At 52.3% G+C, this 15,130-nt stretch carries 14 protein-coding genes; 9 read left to right on the plus strand and 5 right to left on the minus strand.

Features of this window, described 5'->3' with window-relative positions; genetic code table 11:
• Window positions 1-216 precede the first annotated feature (216 nt).
• Together LQ945_RS01175 and LQ945_RS01180 are read left to right on the plus strand one after the other, a co-directional pair.
• Window positions 217-600, plus strand: a complete 384-nt coding sequence (locus LQ945_RS01175) for a DUF4440 domain-containing protein (RefSeq protein WP_182825802.1) — start codon at window positions 217-219, stop codon at window positions 598-600.
• Window positions 601-672: 72 nt separating this feature from the next.
• The gene (locus LQ945_RS01180) at window positions 673-1,185 is read left to right on the plus strand and encodes a hypothetical protein (protein ID WP_270102091.1); all 513 of its coding nucleotides are present in this window, start codon (window positions 673-675) and stop codon (window positions 1,183-1,185) included.
• Window positions 1,186-1,713: 528 nt separating this feature from the next.
• Here LQ945_RS01180 and LQ945_RS01185 read toward each other — a convergent pair.
• Window positions 1,714-2,112 carry a MerR family transcriptional regulator gene (locus LQ945_RS01185; RefSeq protein ID WP_270102092.1) on the minus strand — a complete coding sequence of 133 codons (399 nt, stop codon included), beginning with the start codon at window positions 2,110-2,112 and terminating at the stop codon, window positions 1,714-1,716.
• Window positions 2,113-2,180: 68 nt separating this feature from the next.
• On the opposite strand from LQ945_RS01185, the gene LQ945_RS01190 reads away from it, so the two are divergent.
• Window positions 2,181-3,407 carry an NADH:flavin oxidoreductase/NADH oxidase family protein gene (locus LQ945_RS01190; protein WP_270102093.1) on the plus strand — a complete coding sequence of 409 codons (1,227 nt, stop codon included), beginning with the start codon at window positions 2,181-2,183 and terminating at the stop codon, window positions 3,405-3,407.
• Between the two features lie 23 nt (window positions 3,408-3,430).
• Here LQ945_RS01190 and LQ945_RS01195 read toward each other — a convergent pair whose 3' ends face one another.
• Window positions 3,431-4,006: a TetR/AcrR family transcriptional regulator gene (locus LQ945_RS01195; RefSeq protein ID WP_270102094.1), complete on the minus strand. Its 576-nt coding sequence runs from the start codon at window positions 4,004-4,006 to the stop codon at window positions 3,431-3,433.
• 90 nt (window positions 4,007-4,096) lie between these two features.
• Here LQ945_RS01195 and LQ945_RS01200 point away from each other — a divergent pair, with 90 nt between their 5' ends.
• The gene (locus tag LQ945_RS01200; RefSeq protein ID WP_270103033.1) at window positions 4,097-4,996 is read left to right on the plus strand and encodes an ABC transporter six-transmembrane domain-containing protein; all 900 of its coding nucleotides are present in this window, start codon (window positions 4,097-4,099) and stop codon (window positions 4,994-4,996) included.
• A gap of 76 nt (window positions 4,997-5,072) precedes the next feature.
• Here the strand turns inward: LQ945_RS01200 and dsdX are convergent, their stop codons facing one another.
• Window positions 5,073-6,410: a D-serine transporter DsdX gene (gene dsdX, locus LQ945_RS01205; protein ID WP_270102095.1), complete on the minus strand. Its 1,338-nt coding sequence runs from the start codon at window positions 6,408-6,410 to the stop codon at window positions 5,073-5,075.
• Between the two features lie 204 nt (window positions 6,411-6,614).
• On the opposite strand from dsdX, the gene dsdC reads away from it, so the two are divergent.
• From dsdC to tehA, 4 genes are all read left to right on the plus strand, one after another.
• On the plus strand, window positions 6,615-7,559 hold the full coding sequence (gene dsdC / locus LQ945_RS01210) for a DNA-binding transcriptional regulator DsdC (protein ID WP_270102096.1): 945 nt from the start codon (window positions 6,615-6,617) through the stop codon (window positions 7,557-7,559).
• Window positions 7,560-7,902: 343 nt separating this feature from the next.
• Entirely contained in the window at window positions 7,903-8,298 is a 396-nt protein-coding gene (locus LQ945_RS01215; protein WP_270102097.1) for a DUF2946 domain-containing protein, read from the plus strand.
• Between the two features lie 247 nt (window positions 8,299-8,545).
• Window positions 8,546-10,606, plus strand: a complete 2,061-nt coding sequence (locus LQ945_RS01220) for a TonB-dependent copper receptor (protein WP_270102098.1) — start codon at window positions 8,546-8,548, stop codon at window positions 10,604-10,606.
• 213 nt (window positions 10,607-10,819) lie between these two features.
• On the plus strand, window positions 10,820-11,806 hold the full coding sequence (gene tehA, locus LQ945_RS01225) for a dicarboxylate transporter/tellurite-resistance protein TehA (protein ID WP_269935579.1): 987 nt from the start codon (window positions 10,820-10,822) through the stop codon (window positions 11,804-11,806).
• A 16-nt stretch (window positions 11,807-11,822) separates the two neighbouring features.
• Here tehA and LQ945_RS01230 read toward each other — a convergent pair whose 3' ends face one another.
• Window positions 11,823-12,719 carry a LysR family transcriptional regulator gene (locus tag LQ945_RS01230; RefSeq protein ID WP_044551186.1) on the minus strand — a complete coding sequence of 299 codons (897 nt, stop codon included), beginning with the start codon at window positions 12,717-12,719 and terminating at the stop codon, window positions 11,823-11,825.
• 85 nt (window positions 12,720-12,804) lie between these two features.
• Here LQ945_RS01230 and LQ945_RS01235 point away from each other — a divergent pair, with 85 nt between their 5' ends.
• Window positions 12,805-13,578 (plus strand): NAD(P)H-dependent oxidoreductase, encoded by a 774-nt coding sequence (locus tag LQ945_RS01235; RefSeq protein ID WP_269935578.1) that lies wholly within the window; start codon window positions 12,805-12,807, stop codon window positions 13,576-13,578.
• 73 nt (window positions 13,579-13,651) lie between these two features.
• On the opposite strand, the gene LQ945_RS01240 is transcribed toward LQ945_RS01235, so the two are convergent.
• Window positions 13,652-15,106 (minus strand): FAD-binding oxidoreductase, encoded by a 1,455-nt coding sequence (locus LQ945_RS01240; protein ID WP_270102099.1) that lies wholly within the window; start codon window positions 15,104-15,106, stop codon window positions 13,652-13,654.
• Between the last annotated feature and the right edge of the window lie 24 nt (window positions 15,107-15,130).

A 15,130-nucleotide genomic window follows, 5' to 3' on the forward strand; every position in this document is an offset into this window, starting at 1 on the left:
TGTTTTTTGAGTTATGTTAAATAGTTAGGGATTCACTTTATTGCCTACGACCAATTAGCCATGGCAACAAAGCATGCTGCGCGTTACAGTTAATAGAATGCAGATACGTTGGTGGATTTAAGCTCGGGTTAACGACGCGATTTGGCGAAGTCTGCAAGGTCGATGTAGCTAATTTATTTCAGATTTCACGTAGCGCGATCAAAAAAGGAGGGCATTTTGACCGGTTCCAGACAGCTTCTACCGGTGATCCAGTCACTGGAGTGTCAGCTTCATTCGCCAGCAATACGCAACAATGTGAAGGCCGTTGACGAATTACTGCATGTGGATTTTGAAGAAATTGGTCGTTCAGGACAATGCTATAACCGGCAGCAAACCGTTACGGCGCTTGAAAGAGAAAGCAGCCAGGTTTCAATTCTCGCTGAAGAGTTCAAACTGTCCATCATTTCTCACGGCACAGTATTGCTTACATACCGAAGTTTTCAACGTGACGCTGATGGCGGGATTAGCCGACACGCGCTGCGATCGTCACTATGGTTGTTATCAGATAATCGCTGGCAGATACGGTTTCATCAGGCTACGCCAGCGGAGGATTCTCGGTGAGACCGCGCCAATAAATGGCGGGGAAAATCATCAGAATTCACGTAGCGCGATCAAAATGAAGTAAGGAAAAGGATGATGTTTAATAAAGGCAGGCCGAAAATGCTTTTTCGCAGGGAGAACACCACGGCAAGAGGAGCAATCCGCCATGGTGGTGAATACCGCTGGGAGCGCCATAAGAAACAGGCAATTGATGAAAATTTGCCAATGCGAGAAGGCATGCACGGCAGAATTCAGCAAGGGATCGATTACACACCGTTGTTTAAGTTTTTGTTGAGTAACGTTGGGCAACCGTGGGTTGATGTGCATCGTGAAGCGATCGGTCGACTAGACAAGGAAGAGCCGATATTTTATTTAGTTGCCGTACTGCGTAAAGATTGGCACAGCTATGTATGTTGTGGAGAATCGAGTTACTACAGCGGGCTTTGCATTGATGAGCAAGGATTGCTGCAGAAGGTTAATCCTGAATTCACAGCCGAAGACGTACCAGTACGATGCCGTTGTTGTACGTATACATTTAATGGTGAACGAGTACCTGTAACTGAAAAGAACTGGCTAAAACCTTACGAAGAGGAAAACTGGGAATGATGATGACCGAACCTGTTTTACACAGAGCAAAAACCTTGGGGGCGGGCAGTTAGGCTAATGATATCGGTTATCCTAATATTAAATTTAACATAATATACATTATGCGCACCAAGGTAACTCTACGTAGAATCTGAGGTTTTGGGCTGCGCCATGGGCTTTTATTAATATCCCGTTCAGCCAGTGCTTTTTGCTTAAGCCCATGCTGATTCAAACAATCAATGTCTTCGGTCGCCATATCTACGCCACGAAAACCAAACTCACATTGAATTCTTCTGACCGGTTTTGTCACAGTCCATTACTGCAACTCTTGAATCCGTGTGTCCCGGAACAAATTACCTTCTTCACGCACAGGACTATGTGCAGTTCTTATCTTGGTGATCGTGCATCAAAATTGTGACCTGCTGTTTTGGGATGCAATGACACCCATGACTGACGCACTCACTTATGATTCAACGAAACAGGAACAGCATTTGAACGCAAACTGGATAAACTACAATTCTGGGATCAGAGCATCCAGTCGAGCAGCATTCACCGTGACATTGTCACCTTAACAGAGCTGTTTATTTCTGAGCATATGCCCTGCAATCCCGATTCCTTCAGTTTGCGTTTGGTGTCCATCAGAGTTTCCCGCTGGCTACTCAGCGTCGCCATCATGCGTTCAATCTCCTCAAGCCGTGCATCAAGATTCTGCATAAGGCTGTCCTGGTACGCCATACCTTCCAGCGACAGCACGCCGCGGATCGTATCCAGCGCAAAACCCAGATTTTGTCCGATCTGGATAAGATGCAAACGCTCCAGCGAGGCCTCGCTATAAACACGGTATCCGTTAGCGCTGCGCGATGCTTTAGGCAATAAGCCCTGTTGCTCATAGTAACGTATGGCCGATGCGGCGATTCCCGATCGCTCTGCCAATTCCCCTATTTTCATTTCGCTTGACCTTAAAGTTAACTTTAAACTTAGTATACACGGATTCTCTTTTTGATTAAGGATCCGCCATGATGTTCACCCCGCTCACCCTGCCCAACGGCAGCATCCTTCCCAACCGCCTGGCAAAAGCCGCGATGGAAGAAAACATGGCTGACGACGGCCAAGTGCCTGGCCCGGCATTGCATCGTCTATATCAGCGCTGGACGCAAGGTGGTGTTGGCTTGATCATTACCGGCAATGTCATGATCGACGGCCGTGCAATGACCGGACCCGGTGGCGTGGCACTTGAAGCAAATACCCCGCTGGCTCCCTTTAAGGTTTGGGCTAAATCCGCACGCCAAAACGGTGCGCAGGTCTGGATGCAGATCAACCATCCGGGCCGCCAGGTCATGGCGAGCATGGGTGGCGAAGCCTGGGCGCCGTCGGCCGTTCCCGTGGAAATGGGTAAGCACAGCAAGTTATTCGCACAGCCGACGGCCATGAGCCAAGCGCAGATTGACGAGGTGATCGAACGTTTTGCTGCCACCGCTTACGCTGCTGAACAGGCTGGATTTACTGGCGTACAGATCCACGCAGCACATGGCTATCTGCTCTCTCAGTTCTTGTCTCCTTTGACCAATAAGCGTGGCGATCAATGGGGTGGCAGCCTCGCTAACCGCGCTCGCTTGCTGTTAGACGTCGTACGAGCCGTGCGTGAACGTGTCTCGCCTGGGTTTTGCGTTTCGATTAAGCTGAACTCGGCAGATTTTCAGCGTGGCGGCTTCTCTGAAGAGGATGCGCAACAAGTGATTTTGTTGCTGAATGACTTGCCTGTCGACCTGATTGAACTGTCGGGCGGCAGCTACGAAAGCCCGGCGATGCAGGGCAACGCCGCTGATGGCCGGACATTGGCGCGCGAAGCCTATTTTTTGGAGTTTGCCCGCGATCTGGCCGCCATTGCGCACATGCCGGTAATGACGACGGGTGGAATTGCCCGCAAATCCGTGGCGCAACAGGTGCTGGACAGCGGCGTCGCCGTGGCGGGAATCGCAACAGCCATGGCGCAAATTCCTGACCTGCCGCTCCAGTGGAAAGCCGGCAATGAACCTTATGCGTTGCCAAAACCGGTAAAGTGGAAAAATAAAACCATGGCCGCCCTAGCTCGAATGGCTTTAATCACGCGCCGCCTGCGTGCACTGGGTGAAGGGCGTACTCGTGCTAGCCGTTATTCGCCACTGTTTACATTAATCGCCAGCCAGTTACGTACCAAGCGCATCACCCGTCGTTATCGTGAATGGCGCCAACAGCGGGCCTAAGCCATCGCGTTGCGAGCGCCCTGTCAGCATAAAGTTAACTGAATAAAATCCATAATGTCATCGACCGCCTCACCCTGTTTATCGGGTGAAGCGTTGATACATAAAACATCGGCGTAACCGTTGAGCATCGCGCTTAACTGACGCGCCACCCGGGCCGAATTCACCTTGCGGAAATGGCCTGCCGCTGTCCCCTCGTTAATGATCTCGGCAATATAGATATCCCATTTAAGGGTAAAGGACTCAGCGAGCTCAGCATAAACCCTGTTGTGGGCCGCTATCTGCCAGAGAGAGCTGTAAAGCTGCCAGCCGGCATCTTGCGAATCGGGAAGATAATTCTTGACCAGGGATTTGATTTTTTCAGCGGGCGTCAGCTCCGCTATTTCCGCAGCAAACTCATCCAATTCATTCTGCATGTAGCGAGAAAGCGCCTCAATACAGAGTGTTTGCCAATTGCTGAAATAATAGTAAATGTGGCTGCGTGAGAGACTGAGGCGTTCGGTCAGCTCCCGCGTGCTGACCTTTTCGATTCCTTTCTCGATAAACAACGCAATCGTCGTGTCCAGAATTTGTGTTTTCAGGTCTTCTTTCGTTTTTCTCATTCATTAGGCCCGTTGACTTTGAGCAGTTGCTCAAATAGACTCACTTCAGTTTTGAGCGACCGCTCAATTTCAGTGAATATCTTAGCAAATATGAAAGCCTTACAAAACCCTAAACCTGCCGCCGTTGCCCGGGCACCTAGCGCTATTTTGACGTTGAAGCTGCTTGCTCACCGCCATGCCAGGAAGCTGGTCATGACATTATTACTTGTCGTGGCAGAGAACATTACCTACCTGCTCTACCCTCTGTTGGCGGGCTTTGCCATTAACGCCATTATTGCCGGCAAGGCTTTACACGCCGTGTTGTATGCATTGATGGTTTTTATCATGTGGGCCATTGGCGCGGCCCGCCGCAGCGTAGATACTCGCACTTTTGCCAGAATTTATGCTGAGCTTGCGGTGCCGGTGATTGTTGCCCAGCGTCGGGACAACCACAGTGCTTCAACCATCGCCGCACGCGTTGCCCTGTCGCGCGAGTTTATCGACTTTTTTGAAAAGCACCTGCCGACGCTGATTACCTCGCTGGCATCTATCACTGGTGCGGCGATCATGCTGTTGGTGATTGAGTTTTGGACCGGTGTGGCCTGCCTGGCCATCTTGGTGTTTTTCGCATTCTTCTTACCGGGTTACACCCGCAGGAATGAGGCGCTGTTCGTTAAACTTAACGATCGTCTTGAAAAAGAGGTGAATTTTGTCAGTGCGGCATCCAGGATTTCCCTGGCTCGACATTATGGCGTGCTGGCCAGGCTACGCATAAAGCTGTCCGATCGTGAGGCATTGGGATTCCTGTCCATCGGTACGGTAATAGCGCTACTGTTCGGCATGACCATCCTCAGCATGTCGCTTAGCAGCACGCCAAATGCCGGTCATATTTACTCGGTGATGACCTATATGTGGATGTTTGCGATGAGCCTTGATGATGGGCCTCAACTGCTTGAAAAATACTCCCAGCTCAAGGACATAGGTAAAAGAATCAATACCGGCCTTATCTGAATCACCTTACCCTCTATGAGGAAGCAATCGTAAGTCAAGGAAAGTTCTCGCTCACGATTGCCGCAGAAAGGCTGCCTTAGATAATGTATGAAAGTAAAAAGGTCATCCCCAAAGCCAGCACCGAAGCGATAAACGTTGCCGTGGTGTAGTACTTGAACGTTTCATTGAGCGTTGCGCCGCAATACTGTTTCACCAGCCAGAACAACGAATCGGTCACTATGGTGCAACCGATAGCGCCAGAGCCGATGGCAATGGTCACAATCTCCGGGCTGACGTTAGGATAGAGCGCTAACATCGGTGCGACAATGGCCGTTGCTCCCATCATGGCAACGGTGGCGGAACCCACTGCCGCATGAAGAATAAGTGCGACTAACCACGCCAACAGGATCGGGTGCATATGCAGGTTGGAGAGCATTAACGCCAGGGTGTCCGCCAAACCGCTGGCCTTCAATATGCTGTTGAAGGCCCCGCCCGCGCCGATGATCAGCAAGATATTGGCTATCGAAGAAAAACCCGTTTCCGTGTGGCGCAGCAGCGTACTCATCCCCATATGACGGCGGATACCCAGAACGTAATAGGCCACAAACACGGCAATAAACATGGCGATAATCGGGTTGCCAATAAACTCCATCAGGCCAAACAGGCGCCCTTCTTTAGCCAGGTTCAACTCCGCTACCGTCTTCACCAACATCAGCACAATCGGCAATAAAACCGTAAACAACGTTGCCCGCAGCGAAGGCAGCTCATGCTCTTCTCGTACGGTCAGATTGGAAAATTCTGGCGGTACCGGCTTAAACGGCAAGCGTTTCCCCAGCATCTTTAAGAATAACGGCCCTCCGACCAGAGACGCCGTTAACCCGACGAGAAGACCGTAAACAATCACCGTTCCCACGTCTGCACCCAGCTTATTGGTCACAAACAGCGCCGCAGGATGTGGAGGAACGACGCAATGCACTGCCATCAATGCAGTACAAAGCGGTATGGCCAGCTTTAGCAGCGAGGTGCCGGTTTTTCTGGCGATGGAGAAAGCCAGTGGGATCAATAACACCACGCCGACTTCGACAAACAGTGTGATGCCGCAAACTAAACCTACCAACACCATAATGACGTCAACGGAAAGCCAGCGGCAGCGCTGCAGCGCAATACCAATGCGTTCTGCCGCACCGGAAACCTCCATCATCTTGCCAAGAATGGTGCCCAGCCCAATCACCGCGGCCAGGAATCCTAGCGTGCTGCCAATGCCGTTTTCAATGGCATTGACCATATCAATCGGGCCCATTCCCATCATGCCACCGACAAAAAAGCTCGCTAACAACAACGCCAAAAAAGGATGAAATTTGAACTTTACGATGGTCAAAATGATGAGTGCAATACTGGCGATCAGCGTGACGGCAACCCAAATGTGTGAATCCATGGCCCATATCCCCTGTCATTGAATTGTCTTTATTGGACAGGAAAACGACGATCGGTGACAAACGATAAAAATCCCACCTCACATGAGTAAAACAGAATCAAACGAGTGACTTGCGCCAAAAAATGGTGCAATTTAGCGACATGAATCAACTTTACTCACCAAACTGGTGCGTAAAACACAGGTTTTTTAATTTCAGGGGGTAATATGTCAGGCAACCATCTGCTAACGGGTCAGCACCGATCGCTTAATGGCTGGCAGCTATCGCGGCTGTTTACATTTGAAGTGGCGGCTCGGCACGAGTCTTTCGCCATGGCTGCGGATGAACTGTCGGTGAGCCCCAGCGCGGTAAGCCATACCATTAATCAACTTGAAGCTAATCTTGGCATAAAGTTGTTTATTCGTTCTCATCGCAAAGTCGAGCTTACCGCCGAAGGAAAACGGGTTTTTTGGGCGCTAAAAACGTCATTTGGCACCCTGAATCAGGAAATTTTGGATATCAAAAACCAGGCGCTGTCAGGCTCCTTGACGGTTTACTCCCGACCGTCGATCGCCCAGTGTTGGATCGTGCCGGCGCTGGCCGATTTTTCTCGCCGTTATCCCGCCATCAACCTGACTATTCTGACCGGCAATGAAAACGTAAATTTTCAGCGGGCAGGCATAGATCTGGCCGTTTATTTTGATGCAACCCCCTCATCACAGCTTCATTACCAATACCTGATGGATGAAGCCATTATTCCCGTATGCAGCCCGGAATATGCCGCCCAATTTGAGCTGGCCAATTTTCCCGGCAATCTGTCGCACTGCACCCTGCTCCACGATCGCCAAGCCTGGAGCTATGATTCCGGAACCGATGAATGGCACAGCTGGGCTCAACATTTCGGTGTCAATCTGGACACCTCGCCGGGAATAGGATTCGACCGTTCCGATCTGGCCGTCACGGCGGCGGTGAACCACGTTGGTGTCGCCATGGGCCGTAAACGACTTATTCGCAAGCAACTCAGTACCGGCGAGCTGGTTGCACCATTGCCAAAAATGGAGCTGAAATGCGATCAGCACTATTATGTGTCAACGCTTTCCGACCGTCAGTGGCCGAAAATCGACGCCTTTATCGTTTGGTTAAAATCGCTGGGTGATTTGCCGTTGGAATGACCAACGCCAATTTTCCCTGTGCCTGGAATTCCTTATTATCCCGCTTATAAACAACGGCAGTTATGGCAAAAAACAGCCTGGCGGGATATATCATCACTCTTGCTGTTAGTATTATTCTCCCGCGCGCTCGTAATATATCCAAACAGTTAAAATGGTTGATAACGTGAAGCAAACGGCAATTTTCTTTATCAATAAGCCAACCAGGCATAAAATGTTTTAACATTTGCAGCATAAAACAGTACAATTCCGCCCGTTAATTTTGCCCTGTTCTAGGATATATGTGTCGTTAATTCGGACTGCCACATCGCGAAGCCATCTCCCGGCCTGTCTGGGGATTTTTGCGATGCTGATGTTGTTCATTGCGCCGGTGATCTCCCGATCGCTGGAGCATGCGCGCGTGGGGCAATCTGAAACGGCCACAATGACGGACTGCGGCATGGATATGTCTGCACATGGTCATCATCCTTCGCCGGAGCCTGACGGCAAAGCCATCGCACAAAGCATGACGATGGCCATGCAGACCGGCAGCCATAATATGGCGATGATGATGGATGACAGCGCCTGCGGCTACTGCGTTTTGCTGATCCATGTCCCCTTGTTAGACCTGGCCAGTTCACCGCTATTCTGGTCTGGTTCGCTGTTGTCACGCGCACCGCCGCTGCATTATATCTTCCCGCTATTCGCCCATGTGATCCACTCCGAGTCCCAACCCCGCGCTCCACCAGCATCGTTCCGCTGATTTAAAAATTAATAGACTGCAGCCAAATTATTCCTGTTGAGACTATTCAACCAGGCGGATTTTTTACGCCCGTCGGAATTACCCACTGCACTCAATAAACATCGCAACCCTGTTGGCATTATTCCCACGCCATAATCGGGCCAAAGCTTATTAACGGCGGCATGATGCTCCGGGTTTCACTGCGCCTAAATAACCGGCTGTTGCGATGTAAACGTATTTTTAGCGTCAAAATTGGCATTAAGGAACGATGATGTTTGGAAAAACCAAGAATTATAAGAAGCGCCCTCTCTCCCTGCATGTTGCAGCGGCAATGCCGCTGTTTGTCCTGGCGGGCTTCAATGCTCAAGCTGCGCAACAACACCAGCATGAAGTTGCGGTTAAGGCCAATGATGGTGACGTGATCACCGTAACCGCACCGCTCTATTCACCGATGACGATAGTGACCTCACCGAAAACCCCTCGCCAGCCTGTACCTGCCAGCGACGGTTCGGATTACCTGAAAACTATCCCAGGATTCTCCCAGATCCGTAATGGCGGCACCAATGGCGACCCGGTGTTTCGCGGCATGTTTGGATCGAGGCTGAAAATCCTGACCGACGGTGGCGAAATGTTGGGGGCCTGTCCTTCACGAATGGACGCCCCGACCTCCTATATCTCACCGGAAAGCTACGATCTGCTGACCATCACCAAAGGCCCGCAAACGGTGCTTTGGGGCGCAGGATCCTCTGCTGGTACGGTGCGCTTTGAGCGAGAACGTCCGCGGTTTGATAAACCAGGCATCAAAGGCAACGCCAGCATGCTGGCCGGCTCCAACGGCCGTTGGGATGAAAACATCGATGCCAGCCTGGGCGGTGAACAGGGTTATCTGCGCCTGATGGGCAATAAATCGCGCTCTCACGATTACCAGGACGGCAATGGCGATCGCGTGCCTTCTCGCTGGGACAAATGGAATGGCGATCTGGCGCTGGGCTGGACGCCGGACAACGATACCCTGCTGGAAGTGACTATGGGTCGGGGTAATGGCGAAGCGCGCTATGCCGGGCGCAGCATGGATGGTTCGCAGTTCAAGCGCGAGAGCCTGGGCATGCGGGTAGAAAAATCCAACATTAGCGAGGTATTCGACAAGCTGGAAGCCCAGGTGTATTACAACTACGCCAACCATATTATGGATAATACCACCCTGCGTTCGCCCGGCCAGGGCGGCATGGCGATGGGACACATGGGGATGGGGATGCCTATGCACGCTGGCATGACCATGCAGTTGGATCGTCGCACCGTCGGCGGTCGAGTGATGGGCACCTGGCTGTGGCAAGATTTTAAGTTGGAAAGCGGTATGGATACGCAAACCAACACCCATCGCAACAAACGGGGTAACGCCTGGCAAGAGGATGCGCAGTTCCATAACTACGGTGCCTTTGGTGAACTGACCTGGAGCGCGACCGAACAAAGCAAGATCATCAGCGGTGCTCGTCTCGATCGCACCCTGGTGGATAACTACAAAACCGGCAACGATACTGAGCGTTCCGATACGCTGCCTAGCAGTTTTAGCCGTATTGAGCACACATTGGCCAGCATGCCGTTGATGCTTTACGCCGGGATAGGCTATACCGAACGTTTCCCCGACTATTGGGAGCTGTTCTCCCCGACGTTTGGGCCAGGCGGCAACAAGAGTGCGTTTGACAGCGTGAAGAGTGAAAAAACCACGCAGATCGATATCGGTGCCCAATATACCGACCAGCGTTTTAACAGTTGGGTATCGGCCTATGTTGGCCATGTGAATGATTTTATCTTGTTCAAATACGATCCGCATCACGCCCGCATCAGCCAGGCCGATAACGTCAACGCCACGATCATGGGCGGTGAAATGGGTATGGGTTACCAGTTGACCGAACACTGGAAGACCGATGCCAGTCTGGCTTATGCGTGGGGGAAAAACACCAGCGACAACCAGCCCTTGCCGCAAATCCCGCCGCTGGAAGCTCGCTTTGGTTTAACCTACGAACGTGGCGACTGGAGCAGCACCGGCCTGTGGCGATTGGTCAGCAGCCAGCACCGCGTAGCCATCAATCAGGGCAACGTGGTCGGTAAAGACTTTGCCGACAGCCCGGGTTTTGGCGTGCTGTCCGCCAATGTGGCTTACAAGGTGAACTCACACGTCAAACTCAGCACCGGCCTGGATAACATTCTCAATAAAACCTACAGCGAACACCTGAATCTGGCAGGTAACAGTACCTTCGGCTATTCGTCGAATACGTCGGTTAATGAACCGGGCCGCACCCTGTGGGCCAAGGTCAATGTCACCTTCTAACTACTAGGTGCTATGGGGCGGTGTATGCATGCCACCGCCCCTTTTTCAGATTAGAATCATGTATGCCAACACCGGGGTTAGCGTCAAAGCCGTTCGCCTCAACATTGTCTCCTCCCTTAACAAGCGCACGACAGCCCCGCTCCCGATGTTATGTTGCACCTGCACCGCAAACTGGCTAAGATCACTTAAAATTTATTTTAAATATTAAACAAAATGAATAAAACTGTTTTGAGTGACCATCCCCGTTTTCTCGATTTACCCGCAGGCTATTTCGGCATGGTGCTGGGTACCATTGGCGCCGGTTTTGGTTGGCGCTATGCTGCCACCGTCTGGCCCGTTTCTCCGCTTATCGGCGAAAGTCTGGTGGCTTTCGCCATCATGCTTTGGGTGCTGCTGGCGGTGGCTTTTCTGTATCGTTTACTGCGTTTTCCCCACAGCGTAAAGGCTGAAATCGAACATCCGCTCATGAGCAGCTATGTCAGTTTATTCCCGGCAACCACCATTCTGGTCGCCATTGGCGTGGCGCCCTGGTGGCGTTCACTAGCCATTACGCTGTTCATTATCGGCGCCGTGGCGCAGTTAAGTTATGCTGCCTGGCAAAGTGCCGGGCTGTGGCGGGGCGCACATCCGGTTGAAGCCACTACCCCCGGGCTTTATCTGCCTACGGTCGCCAATAACTTTATCAGTTGCATGGCCTGCGGCGCTTTGGGGTATCACGATTTGGGCCTGCTGTTTCTGGGTGCCGGTATTCTTTCCTGGCTGAGCCTGGAGCCGGCTATTTTGCAAAGGCTTCGCAACCAGGGGGAAATGCCGACGCAGGTCAGACTTTCCCTCGGGATCCAGCTGGCGCCGGCTCTGGTGGCTTGCAGCGCATGGTTGGCAATCAATGGTGGCCAGGCGGACGTCCTGGCCAAGATGCTTTTTGGCTATGGTCTCCTGCAGCTCTTATTTATCATTCGCTTGCTTCCCTGGTATCTGAAAGGCCCTTTCAATGTCTCATTCTGGAGCTTTTCGTTCGGGTTATCCGCCCTCGCTACCACCGCCCTGCATCTCGGCCATGAAAGCCACGAGGGCGTGCTTTCTGCGCTAGCATTGCCGCTTTTTGTCTTCAGCAATGCCCTGATTGGCTTGTTATTGCTCCGCACGCTGATTTTGTTATTCACGGGCAAGTTGCTGAAATACAGCCAACCGCATGCCTGAAACCGTGCAGATGTATTTATGCAACCGACGAGACAATATGCTCTCGTAGCCATTGATGCGCCGGATCGCGATGGGCACGCTCATGCCATAGCATGGTCATCTCGAACCCCGGCAACTCGACGGGCGGTTCCACCACCTGCAACGCGTTATTATTGCGGACCAGACGTGAAGGCAGCATGGCCACCAGCTCTGAGGTTGCCAACACCGACATCACAAACAGAAAATGCGGCACGGAAAGCACCACTCGCCGGCTTAAACCGGCTTCCGCCAGCACTTTGTCGGTGATACCGAAGAAGCCCCCGCCGTCCGGCGAAACCATTACATGTTCCAGATCGCAGAACTGAGCCAGTGAAGGTGGCTTTTTCAAGCCAGGGTGCCCGGCTCGTCCCACCAGCACGTAGCGTTCGCTGAACAAAATACGTTGTCGCAAATGGGCGGGAGCCCCTTCACGCGTATGAAAGGCCAAATCTATCTCACCCAGCTCCGCCTGCCTGGCGATGCGTGAAGGTACGGTCTCAATTACCGCCAGTCTGCTGTTCGGTGCCGCAGCCCGCAACCCCATCAACGCCGGCTGAACAATGGTTGACTCGCCATAGTCGAAAGCGGCAACGCGCCAGGTATTTTCGGCCACTTTGGGATCAAAGGGGTCTGACGGTGACACTGCACGTTCCAGTGCTTCAAGTGCCTGCCTCAGTGGTTCACGTAACTCATCGCCGCGCGCGGTGGGCCGCATTCCTCGTGGCCCCGGCAACAGCAACGGATCGTTAAAGATGTCTCTGAGCTTGGCCAGATGCACACTGACCGAAGGTTGTGAGAAGTTTAAACGTTGTGCCGCCCGGGTAACGTTATGCTCTGAAAGCAAGGCGTCCAGCGTGACCAGCAGGTTGAGATCCAGGCGTCTGATATTATTCATGCTAATACCTGTAATATTAGAAATTCATTTCTAATATACCTGACGACCGCCTAACCTGCCTTCATCAATCAATGGAGGTTCTACAATGAACGTTTTACTGGTCTACGCCCACCCTGAACCGCAGTCATTAAATGGTTCGCTCAAGGATTTTTCAGTGCAGCGGCTCGAAGCTGCCGGCCATGCGGTGCAAGTCTCCGATCTGTATGCCATGCAATGGAAAGCGACGCTCGACGCCAATGACAGCACGGCCCAGCCCGGTGACCGTTTCAATCCGTCGCTCGCTTCCCAGCAGGCTTTTTCACAGGGTTTACAGAGCCAGGATATTGCACTCGAGCAGGACAAGCTGCTGTGGGCCGATACGGTGATCTTGCAGTTCCCGCTGTGGTGGTTTTCGATGCCGGCAATCCTTAAAGGCTGGGTTGAACGCGTCTATGCCTACGGATTTGCCTATGGCGTCGGCGAGCACTCTGACGCTCGTTGGGGGGATCGTTATGGCGAAGGCACCCTTGCCGGTAAACGCGCGATGCTGATTGTCACTACCGGCGGATGGGAATCGCACTATGCAGCACGCGGCATCAATGGCCCGATAGATGACATTCTGTTCCCTATCCAACATGGCATCCTGCATTATCCCGGTTTCGCAGTGCTGCCACCTTTTGTCCTTTATCGTACCGGCCGGGTTGGTGAAGCGCGTTATGCCGAAGCCTGCCACGCCCTGGGGCAGCGTCTGGACAATCTGGAGCAGACCTCGCCGATCCCCTTCCGCCGTCAGAATGCAGGCGAATACGAGATCCCGGCATTGACGCTGAAATCCGACATTGCTCCCGGGCGTAAGGGTTTTAGCGCGCATATTGAATAGTTAAGGAACTCTGAGGTAATCCCAGTGCGGAGAATAAGGCCAAGAAGCCCGGCGAACCGGGCCATAGGCAAGCTTATTTTTCCAGAGGATAAATGGTGCCGGCGTTCATGATGCCGTTGGGATCGTAGACTTCTTTCAACGCCTTCAGGATGTAATAGGCGCTGCCGTGTTCGTCTTTGGTCCAATGTGTACGATGTTTGCCGATGCCGTGGTGGTGCACCATAGAACCGCCCTGTTTTAGGGTTTCTTCGACGATAATCTTGTTCAACGGATTGTGGTACTTGTCGATCTCCTCTTCCGGTTTGCAATCCACCACGTTGTAATCGTAAACGAAGTACATGTTGGTGCCATTAATGTAACTGTGTGAAGAGTGGCCGCCCAGCATGGTGATGTAATCGGCATGCGGGAATTCCGCGCGTATTCTGCGGATCACATTTTCATAGATGGTATGGATGCTGGCCCAGTCGCTGGAAACTTCGGTGGTGAACCCCATATTGTTGGTTTTCATGATCTGCAGACGTTCTGCCTCCACCTTCTCCGGTCCCCAGTTCAGGTTATTGAACCACTGCTCAATCAGCTTGCTGTCCACTTTGTGGCATTCGGCGTGGCGTTGCACAATGGCCTCAATGCCTGCCCCTGTTGCCTGCGCAATGCCTTTTGCTCCTTCAGCCATAAAGATCAGCACGCATTTGCCTGCGGCAAAATGGGTAAAGTGTTGGGTACCATCCTCGACGTCATACAGACGGGCGATTGACGGCCGATAGCCATCGACCATGACTTCCCGCAGGATATCAAAGCCGGTCTGCATATTGTCGAGGGTGTAACCGTAGAACAGGTTGTTTTCCGGCGTGTACTTGAAGATTTTCACCGTCACTTCGGTAATGAAGCACAGTGCCCCTTCATTGCCGATGATCACGTGGCGAATATCAGGCCCGGCGGCACGACGCGGCACATTTTTGATGCGTGTAATCGTGCCGTTCGGGAAGACGGCTTCCAACCCGACCACCATATCTTCAATCGCGCCGTACAGCGTAGAAAGTTGACCGATGCTGCGCGTCGCGACCAGGCCGCCCATCTGTGCCAGCGGCTTGGACTGCGGCGAATGTCCGGTAGTGTAACCCTGGGCACGCAGTTGATTTTCCAGCACTTCCAGCGAGACGCCACACTGGGCCGTGGCCTGCATGTTGCGAATATCGATGCTGACGATCTGGTCCAATCCCGAGCCATCCAGTACCACTGAGTTTTTGACCACCGTTTCCAGCCCGCCCTCGGTGGCGGATGCGCCGGTACGCGGCACACAGTTGATGCGATTTTCGTTCATAAACTTCAGCACACCCGCCACCTGCTGGCTATTTCCCAGCTTAACCACGGCTGCCGGCAACGGAAGAGTGAAGACGCCATGAATATCGGCATATTTGCGGAAACGGTCCACGCTGTTTTTCTTCAGCGTTTCTTCGTCGGTAATGACCCGCTCTGGGCCCACGATTTCTTTTAAATGAGTGACAATAGATTCACGAGTCAGAGACATGGTTACTCCTTCCTGATAATAAGA

Source organism: Serratia liquefaciens (genome assembly GCF_027594825.1).
Classification (GTDB): Bacteria; Pseudomonadota; Gammaproteobacteria; order Enterobacterales; family Enterobacteriaceae; genus Serratia; species Serratia liquefaciens_A.